The organism is Pseudomonas sp. yb_9 (genome assembly GCF_043103635.1).
Lineage (GTDB): Bacteria > Pseudomonadota > Gammaproteobacteria > Pseudomonadales > Pseudomonadaceae > Aquipseudomonas > Aquipseudomonas monteilii.
In genome coordinates, this window is record NZ_JBICKA010000029.1 from 104223 (window position 1) to 120679 (window position 16457).

Annotated in this window: 14 protein-coding genes; 13 read left to right on the plus strand and 1 reads right to left on the minus strand. The window is 62.4% G+C overall.

Features of this window, described 5'->3' with window-relative positions:
* Nucleotides 1-82 precede the first annotated feature (82 nt).
* The 12 genes from ACF8MI_RS08075 to astE all read left to right on the plus strand — a co-directional run bounded on the left by ACF8MI_RS08075 (nucleotide 83) and on the right by astE (nucleotide 12192).
* The gene (locus ACF8MI_RS08075) at nucleotides 83-868 is read left to right on the plus strand and encodes an ABC transporter substrate-binding protein (protein WP_060500683.1); all 786 of its coding nucleotides are present in this window, start codon (nucleotides 83-85) and stop codon (nucleotides 866-868) included.
* Nucleotides 869-956: 88 nt separating this feature from the next.
* Entirely contained in the window at nucleotides 957-1646 is a 690-nt protein-coding gene (locus ACF8MI_RS08080) for an ABC transporter permease (RefSeq protein ID WP_060500685.1), read from the plus strand.
* Complete coding sequence (locus ACF8MI_RS08085; RefSeq protein WP_060500687.1) at nucleotides 1643-2341, plus strand: ABC transporter permease; 699 nt, start codon at nucleotides 1643-1645, stop codon at nucleotides 2339-2341. Before ACF8MI_RS08080 ends, ACF8MI_RS08085 begins: the two co-directional genes overlap by 4 nt.
* A 22-nt stretch (nucleotides 2342-2363) precedes the next feature.
* A complete protein-coding gene (locus ACF8MI_RS08090) occupies nucleotides 2364-3128 on the plus strand; it encodes an ABC transporter ATP-binding protein (protein WP_016711851.1) in 765 nt (254 codons plus the stop codon).
* A gap of 98 nt (nucleotides 3129-3226) precedes the next feature.
* Nucleotides 3227-4207, plus strand: coding sequence for a transcriptional regulator ArgR (gene argR / locus ACF8MI_RS08095; protein ID WP_060500689.1), 981 nt, complete (start codon nucleotides 3227-3229; stop codon nucleotides 4205-4207).
* Between the two features lie 342 nt (nucleotides 4208-4549).
* Complete coding sequence (locus ACF8MI_RS08100) at nucleotides 4550-5770, plus strand: aspartate aminotransferase family protein (RefSeq protein ID WP_019099128.1); 1221 nt, start codon at nucleotides 4550-4552, stop codon at nucleotides 5768-5770.
* A gap of 135 nt (nucleotides 5771-5905) precedes the next feature.
* Nucleotides 5906-6925, plus strand: coding sequence for an arginine/ornithine succinyltransferase subunit alpha (gene aruF / locus ACF8MI_RS08105; RefSeq protein WP_060500691.1), 1020 nt, complete (start codon nucleotides 5906-5908; stop codon nucleotides 6923-6925).
* A 78-nt stretch (nucleotides 6926-7003) separates the two neighbouring features.
* A complete protein-coding gene (astA, locus tag ACF8MI_RS08110; RefSeq protein ID WP_060500694.1) occupies nucleotides 7004-8032 on the plus strand; it encodes an arginine N-succinyltransferase in 1029 nt (342 codons plus the stop codon).
* On the plus strand, nucleotides 8033-9496 hold the full coding sequence (astD, locus tag ACF8MI_RS08115) for a succinylglutamate-semialdehyde dehydrogenase (protein WP_060500696.1): 1464 nt from the start codon (nucleotides 8033-8035) through the stop codon (nucleotides 9494-9496). It abuts the gene before it with no gap.
* A gap of 23 nt (nucleotides 9497-9519) precedes the next feature.
* Nucleotides 9520-10869, plus strand: coding sequence for an N-succinylarginine dihydrolase (gene astB / locus ACF8MI_RS08120; protein ID WP_060500698.1), 1350 nt, complete (start codon nucleotides 9520-9522; stop codon nucleotides 10867-10869).
* Between the two features lie 14 nt (nucleotides 10870-10883).
* A complete protein-coding gene (locus ACF8MI_RS08125; protein ID WP_003256592.1) occupies nucleotides 10884-11174 on the plus strand; it encodes a topoisomerase II in 291 nt (96 codons plus the stop codon).
* A 10-nt stretch (nucleotides 11175-11184) separates the two neighbouring features.
* Nucleotides 11185-12192: a succinylglutamate desuccinylase gene (gene astE / locus ACF8MI_RS08130; RefSeq protein WP_060500699.1), complete on the plus strand. Its 1008-nt coding sequence runs from the start codon at nucleotides 11185-11187 to the stop codon at nucleotides 12190-12192.
* 59 nt (nucleotides 12193-12251) lie between these two features.
* On the opposite strand, the gene ACF8MI_RS08135 is transcribed toward astE, so the two are convergent.
* Nucleotides 12252-13424 (minus strand): M91 family zinc metallopeptidase, encoded by a 1173-nt coding sequence (locus ACF8MI_RS08135; RefSeq protein WP_060500701.1) that lies wholly within the window; start codon nucleotides 13422-13424, stop codon nucleotides 12252-12254.
* Between the two features lie 407 nt (nucleotides 13425-13831).
* On the opposite strand from ACF8MI_RS08135, the gene alaS reads away from it, so the two are divergent.
* Entirely contained in the window at nucleotides 13832-16456 is a 2625-nt protein-coding gene (gene alaS / locus ACF8MI_RS08140) for an alanine--tRNA ligase (protein WP_151458234.1), read from the plus strand.
* The last annotated feature ends 1 nt before the right edge of the window (nucleotide 16457 follow it).

Below are 16457 nucleotides of genomic sequence, written 5' to 3' on the forward strand. Positions count from 1 at the left end.
CTGCGCGGCTCGCGTTGTACCCATTCGCATATCGGGCAGCCGTTACCTGCCTTGTATTGCCCCGTACCGATGGAGTTACCTGATGAAGAAGCTCGCACTGCTTGGCGCCCTGGCGCTATCCGTATTTTCCCTGGTGTCGCAGGCCGATGAAAAACCGCTGAAAATCGGCATTGAAGCCGCCTACCCACCCTTCGCCTTCAAGCAGCCCGATGGCAGCATCGCCGGTTTCGACTACGACATCGGCAACGCCCTGTGCGAAGAGATGAAAGCCAAGTGCACTTGGGTCGAGCAGGAGTTCGACGGCCTGATCCCGGCGCTGAAAGTGCGCAAGATCGACGCCATCCTGTCGTCCATGTCGATCACCGAGGACCGCAAGAAGTCGGTCGACTTCACCAAGCGTTACTACCTCACGCCGGCGCGCCTGGTGATGAAGGAAGGCACCACGGTCAGCGAAAGCCTGGATGAGCTGAAAGGCAAGAAGATCGGCGTGCAGCGTGGCTCGATCCATGACCGCTTCGCCAAGGAAGTACTGGGCGCCAAAGGTGCCACCGTGGTGCCTTACGGCACCCAGAACGAAATCTACCTGGATGTAGCCGCTGGCCGCCTGGACGGCACCGTGGCCGACGCCACCCTGCTGGAAGACGGCTTCCTCAAGACCGACGCGGGTAAAGGCTTCGCCTTCGTAGGCCCGTCCTTTACCGATGCCAAGTACTTCGGTGACGGTATCGGTATTGCTGTGCGCAAAGGTGACAAGGCCAACGTCGACCGCATCAACGCGGCCATCGACGCCATCCGTGCCAACGGCAAGTACAAAGAAATCGAGAAGAAGTACTTCAACTTCGACATCTACGGTCCAGACTCGAACTAAGACGTCGGGTTTCACCTGTGCAATGGTGCAAACAGCAGAGGCTCTGAGGTTTGCACCATTTTTCATTCTTTAGGTCGAGGACCTCATCATGTTGAAAGGCTACGGGGCAGTCATCCTCGACGGGGCGTGGCTGACGCTTCAGCTCGCCCTGTCGTCGATGGCCCTGGCCATCGTGCTCGGCCTGATCGGAGTGGCGCTGCGCTTGTCGCCGGTGCGCTGGCTGGCCTGGCTGGGCGACCTGTATTCCACGGTGATCCGTGGTATTCCGGACCTGGTCCTGATCCTGCTGATCTTCTACGGCGGGCAAGACATCATCAACCGGGTGGCACCGCTGTTCGGCTACGAAGACTACATCGACCTGAATCCGTTGGTTGCCGGTATCGGCACGCTGGGCTTCATTTTTGGCGCCTACCTCTCGGAAACCTTCCGCGGTGCTTTCCTGGGCATTCCCAAGGGTCAGGCCGAGGCCGGCGTGGCGTATGGCATGAGCCCGCGCCAGGTGTTCTTCCGCATCCAGGTGCCGCAAATGATTCGCCTGGCGATCCCGGGCTTCACCAACAACTGGCTGGTACTCACCAAGGCCACCGCGCTGATCTCGGTCGTCGGCCTGCAGGACATGATGTTCAAGGCCAAGCAGGCGGCCGATGCCACCCGCGAGCCTTTCACCTTCTTCCTGGCGGTGGCGGCACTGTACCTGGTGCTGACCAGCGTCTCGCTGCTGGCCCTGAAGTATCTGGAGCGCCGCTACTCGGTGGGCGTCAAGGTGGCTGAACTATGATCTTCGACTACAACGTCGTCTGGGATGCTTTGCCGATGTACTTCGGCGGCCTGCTGACCACCCTCAAGCTGTTGGCGATTTCGCTGTTCTTCGGGCTGCTGGCGGCCATTCCGCTGGGCCTGATGCGCGTGTCGAAACAGCCGGCGATCAACCTGACTGCGTGGCTGTACACCTACGTGATCCGCGGCACACCCATGCTGGTGCAGCTGTTCCTGATCTACTACGGCCTGGCGCAGTTCGAAGCGGTGCGCGAAAGCTTCCTCTGGCCGCTGCTGTCCAGCGCCACCTTCTGCGCGTGCCTGGCGTTCGGCATCAACACCAGCGCCTACACCGCCGAAATCATTGCCGGCAGCCTCAAGGCCACGCCCCATGGCGAGATCGAGGCGGCCAAGGCCATGGGCATGTCGCGCATGAAAATGTACCGGCGCATCCTGCTGCCCTCGGCCTTGCGCCGGGCGCTGCCGCAGTACAGCAACGAAGTGATCATGATGCTGCAAACCACCAGCCTGGCGTCGATCGTCACCCTGATCGACATCACCGGTGCCGCACGCACGGTCAACGCCCAGTACTACCTGCCTTTCGAGGCCTACATCACGGCGGGCGTGTTCTATCTGTGCCTGACCTTCATCCTGGTGCGCCTGTTCAAGATGGCCGAACGCCGCTGGCTCGGCTACCTGGCGCCGCGCAAGCACTGACCGCTCTGTGAGAATCGACAGCATGTACAAACTCGAAGTCCAAGACCTGCACAAGCGTTACGGCAGCCACGAAGTGCTCAAGGGCGTATCGCTGGCGGCCAAGGCCGGCGACGTCATTAGCATCATCGGCTCCAGTGGTTCGGGCAAGTCGACCTTCCTGCGCTGCATCAACCTGCTGGAGCAGCCGCACGCGGGCAAGATCCTGCTCAACAACGAAGAGCTTAAGCTGGTGGCCGGCAAGGACGGCGCGCTGAAGGCTGCCGACCCGCGTCAGTTGCAGCGCATGCGCTCGCGCCTGTCGATGGTGTTCCAGCACTTCAACCTGTGGTCGCACATGACCGCACTGGAAAACATCATCGAAGCGCCGGTGCATGTGTTGGGTGTGAACAAGAAGGAAGCGCTGGAAAAGGCCGAGCATTACCTGGCCAAGGTGGGTGTTGCCCACCGCAAGGACGCCTTCCCCGGGCATATGTCGGGGGGCGAGCAACAACGTGTGGCAATTGCCCGCGCACTGGCCATGGAGCCGGAGGTTATGCTGTTCGACGAACCGACCTCGGCACTGGACCCTGAGCTGGTGGGCGATGTCCTCAAGGTGATGCAGGCGCTGGCCCAGGAAGGCCGCACCATGGTGGTGGTGACCCACGAAATGGGCTTTGCCCGTGAGGTGTCCAACCAGTTGGTGTTCCTGCACAAAGGCTTGGTGGAAGAAACCGGCTGCCCGCGTGAAGTGCTGGCCAACCCGCAGTCGGAGCGCCTGAAGCAGTTCCTCTCCGGCAGCCTGAAGTAAAAGCTGCATTTTTGCACCAGAATAGGGCATGCTGCGCGGCGAGCGCAGCCTGACCCGGCGCACAGACTCGAACGACCTCAGGTTTCGGACCGCACCCTATGACCACCCAGCGAATCGGTTTTCTCATTTGGCCCAGCACCAGGCCCTTGACCCTGGCGCTGGCCGAGGAAGTGTTGCTGGTGGCGCAGCGGGTGCACCCGGATGTGGTCTACGAAATGGCCTTCCTGCAGGCGGAGCCGGCGCAAGAGGGTGGCTGGCGCCTGCCGGGCGAGCCGTGGACTGGCCGCCTGGAGGGGTGCCACAAGCTGTTTCTGGTTGCTGACGAGCCGCCTGCGGGAGTAGGGGCAGCCTTGTCGGCTGCTCTCAAGCAGCAGGCGCGCAGCGGTTGCATGATCGGTGGCCTGTCTGCCGGGGTTTATCCTCTGGCGATGCTCGGCTTGCTCGACGGTTATCGTGCTGCCGTGCACTGGCGCTGGCAGGATGATTTTGCCGAGCGCTTTCCTAAGGTCATCGCCACCAGTCACCTGTTCGACTGGGACCGCGACCGGCTGACGGCCTGTGGAGGCATGGCCGTAACCGACCTGCTGCTGGCCGTGCTGGCCCGCGATCATGGGGCGGAGCTGGCGGGGGCTGTTTCGGAAGAGTTGGTGGTAGAGCGCATCCGGGAGGGTGGTGAGCGCCAGCGCATTCCGCTGCAGAACCGCCTGGGCTCCAGCCACCCCAAGCTGACCCAGGCGGTGCTGTTGATGGAAGCCAACATCGAAGAGCCGCTGACCACCGACGAAATTGCCCAGCATGTGTGCGTGTCGCGCCGGCAGCTGGAGCGCATCTTCAAGCAGTACCTGAATCGCGTGCCGAGCCAATATTATCTAGAGCTGCGGCTGAACAAGGCGCGGCAGATGCTCATGCAGACCAGCAAGTCGATCATCCAGATCGGGTTGTCTTGTGGCTTTTCGTCGGGGCCGCATTTTTCCAGTGCCTATCGCAACTTCTTTGGTGCGACGCCACGGGAAGACCGTAATCAACGGCGTAGCAGCAGCCCGTTCGAACTCAGCTCGGCACCGGCTGAAAAAGGCTGATATTTTCTTCCGCTGTGCCGGCCTCTTCGCGGGTGAACCCGCTTCCACAGGATTAACGCAGCAGCTGGATTTTGCGGAGTCCCTGTGGGAGCGGGTTCACCCGCGAAGAGGTCGGCACAAGCAGCATCCATTCTTCAGGTGAACACCCGTTCACCCAGCCCCCTCTCTCCCGTACACTGCGCGATTGCGACAGTGTTTGTCGCATTGCCGAAAACCTTGCCAAAACTGGGTTTTGCGCTGTAACAAGTTGTCGCTTGGCCGCAAGGACAGGCGCGGATCAGTCCTTACAATCCCCCCATCGCTCGCCACTTCCAGGCCAGCGTTCCTCTTCAGGAGACTCAGATGTCCGTTGAGCAAGCCCCGGTGCAACGTGCCGATTTCGACCAGGTCATGGTCCCCAACTATTCTCCGGCGGCCTTCATTCCTGTGCGAGGCGAGGGTTCCCGCGTTTGGGATCAGTCGGGTCGCGAGCTGATCGACTTTGCCGGTGGCATCGCGGTAAACGCCCTGGGTCACTGCCACCCGGCACTGGTCAAGGCCCTGACCGAGCAGGCCAACACCCTCTGGCACGTATCCAACGTGTTCACCAACGAGCCGGCCCTGCGCCTGGCCCACAAACTGGTGGATGCCACCTTTGCCGACCGGGCGTTCTTCTGCAACTCTGGCGCCGAATCCAACGAGGCCGCTTTCAAGCTGGCCCGTCGCGTTGCGCATGACCGCTTCGGCCCGGAAAAGCACGAAATCATCGCCACCGTGAACAGCTTCCACGGTCGTACCCTGTTTACCGTCAGCGTTGGTGGCCAGCCGAAGTACTCCGATGGCTTCGGCCCCAAGATCACCGGCATCAGCCACGTGCCCTACAACGACCTGGAAGCGCTGAAGGCACAGATTTCCGACAAGACCTGCGCCGTGGTGATCGAGCCGATCCAGGGCGAGAGCGGCGTGGTGCCGGCCGACAAGGCCTACCTGGAAGGCGCGCGCAAGCTGTGCGACGAGCACAACGCCCTGCTGATCTTCGACGAAGTGCAGACCGGCGTGGGCCGTACCGGTTCGCTGTATGCCTACCAGCACTACGGCGTGACGCCAGACATCCTGACCAGCGCCAAGAGCCTGGGCGGCGGCTTCCCGATCGGCGCCATGCTGACCACCACCGAGCTGGCCAAACACCTGGCCGTCGGCACCCACGGCACCACCTATGGTGGCAACCCGCTGGGCTGCGCTGTTGCCTGTGCCGTGCTGGATGTGGTCAACACCCCGGAAACCCTGGCCGGCATCAAGGCCAAGCATGAGCGCTTCAAGACCCGTCTGGAGCAGATTGGCCAGAAGTACAACCTGTTCAGCCAGGTACGGGGCGTTGGCCTGCTGCTGGGCTGCGTGCTGACCGAAGCCTGGCAAGGCAAGGCCAAGGACGTACTCAACGCTGCCGAGAAAGAAGGCGTGATGGTGCTGCAGGCCGGCCCGGACGTGGTCCGCTTCGCGCCAAGCCTGGTGGTTGAAGACGCCGACATCGATGAAGGCCTGGATCGCTTCGAGCGCGCCGTGGCCACCCTGACCAAAGGCTGATCCGCCTGCGGCCACTTCGCCGGCCCCAGCCATGGCTGAGCCGGGCCGGCGATACCCGATTCCAGTGCAGGGGCCCGTGCGCCTGCCGTTTTTCCGTGCCGCCGTAAGTGGCCCGTATTCCAAAGGAGTGACACCATGCTGGTGATGCGCCCCGCGCAAATGGCTGATCTGAACGAAGTGCAGCGCATGGCTGCAGACAGCCCCATTGGTGTCACCTCGCTGCCGGACGACGCTGCTCGCCTGGGCGACAAGATCGCCGCTTCCGAGACTTCCTTCGCCGCCGAGGTCATCTTCAACGGTGAAGAAAGCTACTTCTTCGTGCTCGAAGACAGCGAAACCGGCAAGCTGGCCGGCTGCTCGGCCATTGTGGCGTCAGCGGGCTACTCCGAGCCGTTCTACAGCTTCCGTAACGAAACGTTCGTGCATGCCTCGCGCGAGCTGAAGATTCACAACAAGATTCACGTGCTGTCGCTGTGTCATGATCTGACCGGCAACAGCCTGCTGACCAGCTTCTATGTATTGCCAGAGCTGGTGAACAGTGGCTGGGCCGAGCTTAATTCGCGCGGTCGCCTGCTGTTCATGGCCGCGCATCCGGAGCGTTTCGCCGACTCGGTCGTGACCGAAATCGTCGGTTTCAGCGACGAGCAGGGCGAATCGCCGTTCTGGGATGCCATCGGCCGCAATTTCTTCGACCTCAACTATGCCGACGCCGAGCGCCTGTGTGGCCTTAAAAGCCGCACCTTCCTCGCCGAACTGATGCCGCACTACCCCATCTATGTGCCGCTGCTGCCTGATGAAGCGCAGGAAGCCATGGGCCAGGTGCACCCGCGCGCGCAGATCACCTTCGACATCCTCATGCGCGAAGGCTTCGAGACCGAGCACTACATCGACATCTTCGACGGCGGCCCGACCTTGCATGCGCGTACCTCGGGCATTCGCTCGATCGCTCAGAGCCGGGTAGTGCCGGTGAAAATCGAAGAAGCGCCAGCCAACGGCGGGCGCCCGTACCTGGTCTGCAACGGCCAGCTCCAGGACTACCGCGCGGTGCTGCTGGACCTCGACTGGGTACCCGGCAAACCGGTAAGCCTGAGCGTGGCGGCAGCCGATGCACTGGGTGTGGGCGAGGGCGCCAGCGTGCGCCTGGTGGCGGTCTGAGGTCTGGCGACAGACGTTTCGGGATTGATGCGTTAGCAGAGTTTCGCGCCGGCCGATGCCGTCGCACAAGGAGATAGCATGATCGTTCGTCCTGTACGCAGCAGCGATTTGCCTGCGTTGATCGAATTGGCACGCAGCACCGGTACCACCGGGCTGACCACGCTGCCGGCCAACGAAGAGCGCCTGGGGCATCGCGTTGGCTGGGCGGAAAAAAGCTTCCGTGGCGAGGCCGAGCGTGGCGACACTGACTACCTGTTCGTGCTGGAAAACGACGAAGGCCTGGTGGTGGGCATCAGTGCCATTGCCGGTGCTGTCGGCCTGCGCGAGCCCTGGTACAACTACCGGGTCGGCCTGACCGTCAGTGCCTCGCAGGAGCTGAAGATCTACCGCGAAATCCCCACGCTGTTCCTGGCCAACGACCTGACCGGCAACTCCGAGCTGTGCTCGTTGTTCCTGCGCAGCGACTACCGCTCCGGTCTGAATGGCCGCCTGCTGTCACGCGCGCGCATGCTGTTCATTGCCGAGTTCCCCGAGCTGTTCGGCAAGAAGATCATTGCCGAAATGCGCGGCATGTCGGACGAGCAGGGGCGTTCGCCGTTCTGGGAAAGCCTGGGCCGGCACTTCTTCAAGATGGAGTTCAGCCAGGCGGACTACCTCACTGGTGTGGGCAACAAGTCGTTCATCGCCGAGCTGATGCCCAAGTTCCCGCTGTACACCTGCTTCCTGTCCGAAGCGGCGCGCAATGTGATCGGCCGTGTGCACAAGGACACCGAGCCGGCGCTGGCCATGCTCAAGCAGGAAGGCTTCAACTACCAGGGCTACGTCGACATCTTCGATGCTGGCCCGGCCATCGAATGCGACACCGCCAGGATCCGCGCCGTGCGCGAGAGCCAGACCCTGGTGCTGGCGGTCGGTACGCCGGGCGATGACGCCACCCCTTACATCATCCACAACCGCAAGCGCGACGACTGCCGTATCACGGCTGCACCTGCGCGGTTGGCCGCCGGAACCCTGGTGGTCGACCCGCTGACCGCCAAGCGCCTGCGCATGGGGGCTGGCGACAATGTGCGTGCGGTGCCGCTGTCGGCTAGCCGGGAGGCCCAGTAAATGACCACGCATTTAATCGCAGGCAATTGGCAGGCCGGCCAGGGCGAAGCCCTGCAGTCGCTGAACCCGGTGACCCAGGCCGTGATCTGGCAAGGGCAGGGCGCCGACGCCAGCCAGGTGGAGGCCGCCGTGCAGGCCGCGCGCCAGGCGTTCCCGGCCTGGGCGCAATTGAGCCTGGAAGCGCGCATCGATGTGCTGGAGAAGTTCGCGGCGCAGTTGAAAGCGCACGCTGAAGCCATGGCCCAGTGCATCGGCGAGGAAACCGGCAAGCCGCTGTGGGAATCGGCGACCGAAGTCACCAGCATGATCAACAAGGTGGCGATTTCGGTGCAAAGCTACCGCGAGCGCACCGGCGAAAAGAGTGGCCCGCTGGCCGATGCCACGGCGGTGTTGCGGCACAAGCCCCACGGCGTGGTGGCCGTCTTCGGCCCTTACAACTTCCCCGGCCACTTGCCTAACGGCCACATTGTGCCGGCGTTGTTGGCAGGCAATTGCGTGGTGTTCAAGCCCAGTGAGCTGACCCCCAAAGTGGCCGAGCTGACCGTCAATTGCTGGATCGCCGCTGGCTTGCCGGCGGGTGTGCTGAACCTGGTGCAGGGCGCACGCGAAACCGGTGTAGCGCTGGCTGCCAACCCAGGCATCGATGGCCTGTTCTTCACCGGCTCCAGCCGCACCGGCAACCTGCTGCACCAGCAGTTCGCCGGCCGCCCGGACAAGATCCTGGCCCTGGAAATGGGGGGCAACAACCCGCTGGTGGTGGACGAGGTCAAGGACATCGACGCGGCGGTGTACACCATTATCCAGTCGGCGTTCATTTCTGCCGGCCAGCGCTGCACCTGTGCCCGGCGCCTGCTGGTGCCGCAAGGTGCCTGGGGTGATGCGCTGATCGCGCGCCTGGTCGAAGTGTGCAAAACCATCACGGTAGGTGCGTTCGATGAGCAACCGGCGCCGTTCATGGGCTCGGTGATCTCGCTGCACGCGGCGCAGGCGCTGATGGCGGCGCAGGCCGAGCTGGTTGCCAACGGTGGCGTGAAGCTGCTGGAAATGACCCAGCCGCAGGCCGATGCCGCGCTGCTGACCCCGGGCATCGTCGATGTCACTGGCGTGGCCGGGCGACCGGACGAAGAGTTCTTCGGCCCACTGCTGCAAGTCATCCGTTATGCCGACTTCGATGCGGCCATCGATGAAGCCAACAACACGCAGTACGGCCTGGCCGCCGGGTTGTTGTCCGACTCCCGCGCCCGCTACCAGTACTTCTGGCTGCGCAGCCGTGCCGGCATCGTCAACTGGAACAAGCAACTGACCGGTGCCGCCAGCAGCGCGCCGTTCGGCGGTGTGGGCGCCAGTGGCAACCACCGCGCCAGCGCCTATTACGCGGCTGACTATTGCGCTTACCCCGTGGCTTCGCTGGAGACCGCCAGCCTTGCCTTGCCGGCGACGTTGACGCCGGGCGTCACCCTATAACAACAGGTCACGGAGCCTAGCCGATGAAATCCTATGAAGTGAATTTTGATGGCCTGGTGGGGCCTACCCACAACTATGGCGGCCTGTCCTACGGCAACGTGGCTTCGCAAAGCAACAGCCAGCAGGGTTCCAACCCGCGTGAAGCCGCGCGCCAGGGCCTGGCGAAAATGAAGGCGCTGGCTGACCTGGGCTTCAAGCAAGGCGTGCTGGCGCCGCAGGAACGCCCGGATGTGGCCGCCCTGCGCCGCCTGGGCTTCAGCGGCAGCGATGCGGAAGTGATCCAGCGTGCGGCTAAAGAAGCGATGCCGCTGCTGGTGGCCAGCTGCTCGGCATCGAGCATGTGGGTGGCCAACGCGGCCACGGTCAGCCCCAGTGCCGACACCGCGGATGGCCGCGTGCATTTCACCGCTGCCAACCTGAACTGCAAGTACCACCGCAGCATCGAGCACCCGACCACCAGCCGTGTGCTGGGCGCCATGTTCAACAACGAGAACCACTTTGCCCACCACGCCGCATTGCCTGCCGTGGCACAGTTCGGTGACGAGGGCGCGGCCAACCACACGCGCTTCTGCCGTGCCTATGGCGAGCCGGGCGTTGAGTTCTTCGTTTACGGCCGCAGTGCCTTCGACAGCCGCTACCCGGCCCCGCAGAAGTACCCGGCCCGGCAAACCCTGGAGGCCTCGCAGGCCGTGGCCCGGCTGCATGGGCTGAGTGATGGCGGTGTGGTCTACGCTCAACAGAACCCGTCGGTGATCGACCAGGGCGTGTTCCACAACGATGTGATTTCGGTGGGTAACGGCGAGGTGCTGTTCTACCACGAGGACGCCTTCCTGGAGACCGACACGGTGCTTGGCCAGCTGCGAGCTAAACTGGCCAGCAAGGGTGGCAACTTCCAGTCTATCTGTGTGCCACGGGCGGCGGTGACGGTTGAGGATGCGGTGCGTTCCTACCTGTTCAACAGCCAGCTGCTCAGCCGCGACGACGGTTCCATGCTGCTGGTGGTGCCGGAAGAGTGCCGCAACAACGAGCGGGTTTGGGCCTACCTGGGCCAGCTGACCAGCCAGGGTGGCGCGGTGAAGGAGGTCAAGGTGTTCGACCTCAAGCAGAGCATGCAAAACGGCGGTGGCCCGGCTTGCCTGCGTTTGCGCGTGGCGTTGAAAGAAACGGAACTGGCAGCGGTCAACCAAGGCGTTATCATGACCGCCCCGCTGTACGACACCTTGCTGCAGTGGGTCGACAAGCACTACCGCGACCGCCTGGGCGAAGCGGACTTGGCCGACCCGCAACTGCTGGTGGAGTGCCGTACAGCACTGGATGAATTGACCCAGATCCTGAAGTTGGGCTCGGTATACCCGTTCCAACGCCAACCTTGAAGAGAGACTTTGCAATGACCGACGCCCTGCGCCTGATCCTCGAAGATGAAGACGGCACCCAGCTGGAAACCTCCTGCACCCGTTTTGCCGTGGTCTGGCAAGGCAAGGAAGTGTGGATTCAGCAGGACGGCCGTGGCCAGCTGCTGATCGGTGTGGATGTCGAAGAAGACGACACCGAGTATGCCAACCTGCTGCTGCGCCCGATGGCCACCAATCTGGTCAGCCTGCAGCTGGAAATGGAGCCGGCCGAGGTTGGCGAAGACGACGATCACGTCCATGGCCCTGACTGCGGACACCACCACTAAGGAAGCCCTTATGCTCGCCCTTGGCAAATTGCTTGAGCTGACCCTCACCGATCACGAACCGGCCGAGAAGACCCAAGTGACACCCAAGGGCGCGCGTTTGCGCTGGTTGGGGGAGGGCGCGCTGGAAGTACGCCCGCCCGAAAACGAAGATTGCGGGCTGGACTTGCTGTTGTCTGCCGGTATTCATGGCAACGAAACGGCGCCGATCGAATTGCTCGAGCGGCTGCTGCACGGCGTGGCCAATGGCAAGATCAAGCCTAAGGCTCGGTTGCTGTTCCTGTTCGGCAACCCAGCGGCCATCCGCAAGGGTGAGCGCTTTATCGAGCAGGACATCAACCGGCTGTTCAACGGCCGCCATGAGCTTTCCAGTGGTTTCGAGGCTTTGCGTGCCGCGGAGCTTGAGCAGTTCGCCCGGGTGTTCTTTAGCAAGCCGGGGCGCAGCCGCCTGCATTACGACCTGCATACCGCCATTCGCGGTTCGAAGATCGAGCAATTCGCCTTGTACCCTTATAAAGAGGGGCGCAAGCATTCTCGTCGTGAGTTGGCGCGCCTGGCGGCAGCGGGCATGGAGGCGGTGCTGCTGCAGAGCAAATCCTCCATCACTTTCAGTGCCTTCACCTATGAACAGCTGGATGCTGAAGCCTTCACCCTGGAGCTTGGCAAGGCTCGCCCGTTCGGCCAGAACGAGCAAGTCAACCTCGACAAGCTGGAAGAGCGGCTGATCCGCATCATCGAGGCTACCGAGCCAGAGGGCGAGGGTTCGCTGGATGGCCTGCAACTGTTCAGCGTGTCTCGCGAAATCATCAAGCACAGCGACAGCTTCCACCTGCACCTGCCGGCGGACATCGAGAACTTCTCCGAACTGAGCAAGGGGTATCTGTTGGCCGAGGATCTGGCTGAGATGCGCTGGGTGGTCGAAGAGGAGGGGGCACGCATCATTTTCCCCAACCCCAGGGTCAAGAACGGTTTGCGGGCAGGTATTCTGATCGTGCCGGATTCTGGGCAGCGCCTGGGATGAATGGCCGCCCGGGCTGGGGCGCATGGCAGTGCATCACCACCATGCGTATCAGCCTGGTACTAGTAATAGAGGCGTGGTGGCAGGCCTAGCTCGAGCCGTAGGGCGTTCTCGGTGAACGGCGAGGGGTTGGTGTCGGTCGGCGGTGTTGCCGGGTCGTTGTCGAAATCATAGAAAACGCCAGTCTCCAGGCCTATCGCTTGCAGTTGCGCCGCGTTTACCTGAACTTCCCTGTAATCGAAGGTCTCGATCGTCTGGCTACCCGGTACGGTAGTGCCTTTAAAAGCATTGTAGGCTTCACACAAGCAGCGGTAGAAGTCCAGCAGTGGCAGGTTTTCGCTGTCCGAGCGCGCAAGGTTAAGCGCCAGGTCGCCGCCCTCGGCGGGCCAGCCGGATACCCACTGCATCCTTTCGTTTTGCTGCAGGTAATGGTCATTCTCGGTGGGGTCTGAAACGTGTACCTCAAAGCGGGTGGCCGTTCGGGTTTCGCTGATCCGTATCCACGAGCGCCTGGCCAGTTGGGTCAGTAATCGCTGGCCACAAGCGGTATGGCGCAGGAAGGTGAGATGATTGTTGACTGCCTGGGTGAAGCTGATGCTGCCTTTTATCTCGAAGGTGGCACTGGCCAGGCTGTCCAAGGGCGCTGCAAGGGGGGCTTGGAAACGTTCGTCGCCGGGTTTTCCTCGCGCATAGAGGCCCGATCCGTGAGGGTTGCCGATCAGAACATGGCCGGTGAGGATGAGGTCGGCCGAGGCACTGTTGATGAATGTCAGTCCTGTGCCCACGGTAATGTCGATAGTGTTTGATTCCGTGAACACTTCCGTGACGCCACCGCCTGTCTTGATGGTGTTCCTGCCGGCTCCAGCCAGGATGATCAGGGGGATTTGCACATCATCGGCAACGCTGATTTTGGTGCCGCCGTCTTTCGTCTTGAGGATGAGTGTTTGGTGGGGCGTTGGCGCGAGGATGAAGCGCTTGCCGTTGACCACGGCGCGCAGGTGGCAATCGTAGGTCGAGATCTCGATGTTCGCACCGGCGGTACGGCTCTCGATCACCATATGGTGTCGGGCCGGGATCCGGTTTCCGTCGAGCAAGACCTGTTCGAGATAGATTTCCTGCTGGTCGTCGCTGTACTCGATAAGGTGATGCAGGGTCTTGTCGGGCGTGGCCGTGTCCTTGCGCTGGGTGTAACCACTGGTTCTTCCGGAAATGAAATAGGTCGGTTTGGGATTCATATTGTTACCTCGAATGCACTGGGCTGCCTGTGATGAAGGTGGCACGGCAGGCAAGGTAAGCGTGGTGACGCGAAGCATCGCGGTAATTATCTAGCGCATGCAGCTGGCATCTTCATGCGCCTGTGAGGTCGAGTTTTGGATCCTGTCTCGGATGAAAACCTTTTAATTCACCGCCTGTTCCATTTTCCCTTCCCGTGGGCGGTAATTGGCTTGCCAGTGGCGAAAGGCTGCATTTAGCATCCGGTCATGTCAGTTTCGTTTGCAAGGGCGCCAAAAGCCGTCCGATCGACGCTTTCTTTTGCATAAACACACTGCACCGAGCTTGCAGGACCGATATAATGCGGCCCTTTGCCGTCGTTTCGTCGACGTGTTTGCCCACCAGGGCCGCCGTTTCCGTGGAAGAACCTATGAAAAGCGCAGAAATCCGTGAAGCCTTCCTTCGCTTCTTCGAAGAGCAGGGCCATACCCGAGTCGCCTCCAGTTCGCTGATCCCGAACAACGACCCGACCTTGCTGTTCACCAATGCCGGCATGAACCAGTTCAAGGACTGCTTCCTCGGCGCGGAGAAGCGTGCCTACACCCGTGCCGTCAGCAGCCAGAAGTGCGTGCGCGCCGGTGGCAAGCACAACGACCTGGAAAACGTCGGTTACACCGCGCGTCACCATACGTTCTTCGAAATGCTGGGCAACTTCAGCTTCGGCGACTACTTCAAGCGCGATGCGATCACCTTCGCCTGGACCTTCCTGACCTCGGAGCAATGGCTGAACCTGCCCAAGGAAAAGCTCTGGGTCACCGTCTACGCCACTGACGACGAAGCCTACGACATCTGGACGAAGGAAGTCGGCGTGCCGGAAGAGCGCATGGTGCGCATCGGCGACAACAAAGGCGCCCCGTACGCCTCCGACAACTTCTGGACCATGGGCGACACCGGCCCGTGCGGCCCATGCACCGAGATTTTCTACGACCACGGCCCGGACATCTGGGGCGGCCCACCCGGCTCGCCAGAAGAAGACGGCGACCGTTACATCGAGATCTGGAACAACGTTTTCATGCAGTTCAACCGCACCGCCGACGGCGTGCTGCACCCGCTGCCAGCGCCGTCGGTAGACACCGGCATGGGCCTGGAGCGTGTCAGCGCCGTGCTGCAGCACGTGCACTCGAACTACGAGATCGACCTGTTCCAGAACCTGCTGGCGGCGGCTGCCAAGGCCATCGGTTGCAGCAACGACGGCCAGGCCTCGCTGAAAGTGGTGGCCGATCATATCCGTTCGTGCGGTTTCCTGATCGCCGACGGCGTGCTGCCTTCCAACGAAGGCCGTGGCTATGTGCTGCGCCGCATCATCCGCCGCGCCTGCCGTCACGGTAACAAGCTGGGTGCCAAGGGCAGCTTCTTCTACCAGATCGTCGCCGCACTGGCCGCCGAAATGGGCGAGGCCTTCCCAGAGCTGAAGAGCCAGCAAGCGCACATCGAGCGCGTGCTCAAGGCCGAGGAAGAGCAGTTTGCCAAGACCCTGGAGCAGGGCCTGCGTATTCTTGAGCAAGACCTGGCTCAGCTTAAAGGCGACGTGGTACCGGGCGACGTGGTGTTCAAGCTGTACGACACCTACGGCTTCCCGATGGACCTGACCGCCGACATTGCCCGTGAGCGTGAGCTGACCATCGACGAAGCCGGTTTCGAGCGCGAAATGGACGCCCAGCGTGAGCGTGCCCGCTCCGCCAGCGCCTTCGGCATGGACTACAACAGCCTGGTCAAGGTCGACACCGCCACCGAGTTTCTCGGCTACGACGTCACCGAAGGCCAGGGCAAGATCATCGCCCTGTACAAGGACGGCCAGTCCGTTGACCAGCTGGGTGAAGGCGAGCAGGGCGTGGTCGTGCTCGACCGTACGCCGTTCTATGCCGAATCCGGCGGCCAGGTGGGTGACACCGGCTTCCTGCAGGCTGGCGCTGCGCGCTTCGACGTGCGCGACACCACCAAGACCGGTGGTGCCTTCCTGCACCACGGCGTGGTCGCCAGCGGTGCGCTGGTCATCGGCTCGCCGGTCGAGGCCAAGGTCGATGCCGACGTGCAGCACGCCACCTCGCTGAACCACTCCGCCACCCACCTGCTGCACGAAGCGCTGCGCCAGGTACTGGGCGAGCACGTACAGCAGAAGGGCTCGCTGGTCGACAGCCAACGCCTGCGTTTCGACTTCAGCCACTTCGAGGCGGTGAAACCGGAGCAGATCAAGGCCCTGGAAGACATCGTCAACCGCGAAGTGCGCAAGAACACCCCGGTGGAAACCGAACTGACCGACATCGAAACCGCCAAGGCCAAAGGCGCCATGGCGCTGTTCGGCGAGAAGTACGGCGACACCGTGCGTGTACTGAGCATGGGCGGTGATTTCTCGGTTGAGCTGTGCGGCGGTATTCACGCCAAGCGCACCGGTGACATCAGCCTGTTCAAGATCATCAGCGAAGGCGGCGTGGCCTCTGGCGTACGCCGTATCGAAGCCGTTACCGGCGCAGCAGCGCTGGCCTACCTGAACGCTGCCGAAGAGCAGGTCAAGGAAGCCGCGCAACTGGTGAAAGGTAATCGCGACAACCTGATCGACAAGCTGTCGGCTGTGCTTGAGCGCAACCGCCAGCTGGAGAAGCAGCTGGAACAGCTGCAGGCCAAGGCCGCCAGCGCCGCCGGAGACGATCTCTCCAATGCGGCCGTTGAGGTCAAGGGCGCCAAGGTGCTTGCTGCCCGCCTGGATGGGCAGGACGGCAAGGCTTTGCTGGCCCTGGTCGATCAACTGAAGAACAAGCTCGGCCACGCAGTGATCCTGCTGGGCAGCGAGCATGAGGGCAAGGTTGTGCTGGTGGCCGGCGTAACCAAGGACCTCTCCAGCCAACTCAAGGCTGGCGATCTGATGAAACAAGCCGCTGCGGCGGTGGGTGGCAAGGGCGGTGGCCGTCCGGACATGGCCCAGGGTGGTGGCGTCGACGTCGCTGCACTGGACCAGGCCTTGGCGCTGGCCGTGCCATTCGCAGAGCAGGGACTTTGAG

Bases quoted from the DNA above. Each gene is read 5' to 3' on its own strand.
- astE (WP_060500699.1), top strand. From the start codon at position 11,185: ATGCTCGCCCTTGGCAAATTGCTTGAGCTGACCCTCACCGATCACGAA.
- ACF8MI_RS08085 (WP_060500687.1), top strand. From the start codon at position 1,643: ATGATCTTCGACTACAACGTCGTCTGGGATGCTTTGCCGATGTACTTC.
- aruF (WP_060500691.1), top strand. From the start codon at position 5,906: ATGCTGGTGATGCGCCCCGCGCAAATGGCTGATCTGAACGAAGTGCAG.
- ACF8MI_RS08080 (WP_060500685.1), top strand. From the start codon at position 957: ATGTTGAAAGGCTACGGGGCAGTCATCCTCGACGGGGCGTGGCTGACG.
- alaS (WP_151458234.1), top strand. From the start codon at position 13,832: ATGAAAAGCGCAGAAATCCGTGAAGCCTTCCTTCGCTTCTTCGAAGAG.
- ACF8MI_RS08100 (WP_019099128.1), top strand. From the start codon at position 4,550: ATGTCCGTTGAGCAAGCCCCGGTGCAACGTGCCGATTTCGACCAGGTC.
- astA (WP_060500694.1), top strand. From the start codon at position 7,004: ATGATCGTTCGTCCTGTACGCAGCAGCGATTTGCCTGCGTTGATCGAA.
- astD (WP_060500696.1), top strand. From the start codon at position 8,033: ATGACCACGCATTTAATCGCAGGCAATTGGCAGGCCGGCCAGGGCGAA.
- argR (WP_060500689.1), top strand. From the start codon at position 3,227: ATGACCACCCAGCGAATCGGTTTTCTCATTTGGCCCAGCACCAGGCCC.
- astB (WP_060500698.1), top strand. From the start codon at position 9,520: ATGAAATCCTATGAAGTGAATTTTGATGGCCTGGTGGGGCCTACCCAC.
- ACF8MI_RS08135 (WP_060500701.1), bottom strand. From the start codon at position 13,424: ATGAATCCCAAACCGACCTATTTCATTTCCGGAAGAACCAGTGGTTAC.
- ACF8MI_RS08090 (WP_016711851.1), top strand. From the start codon at position 2,364: ATGTACAAACTCGAAGTCCAAGACCTGCACAAGCGTTACGGCAGCCAC.
- ACF8MI_RS08125 (WP_003256592.1), top strand. From the start codon at position 10,884: ATGACCGACGCCCTGCGCCTGATCCTCGAAGATGAAGACGGCACCCAG.
- ACF8MI_RS08075 (WP_060500683.1), top strand. From the start codon at position 83: ATGAAGAAGCTCGCACTGCTTGGCGCCCTGGCGCTATCCGTATTTTCC.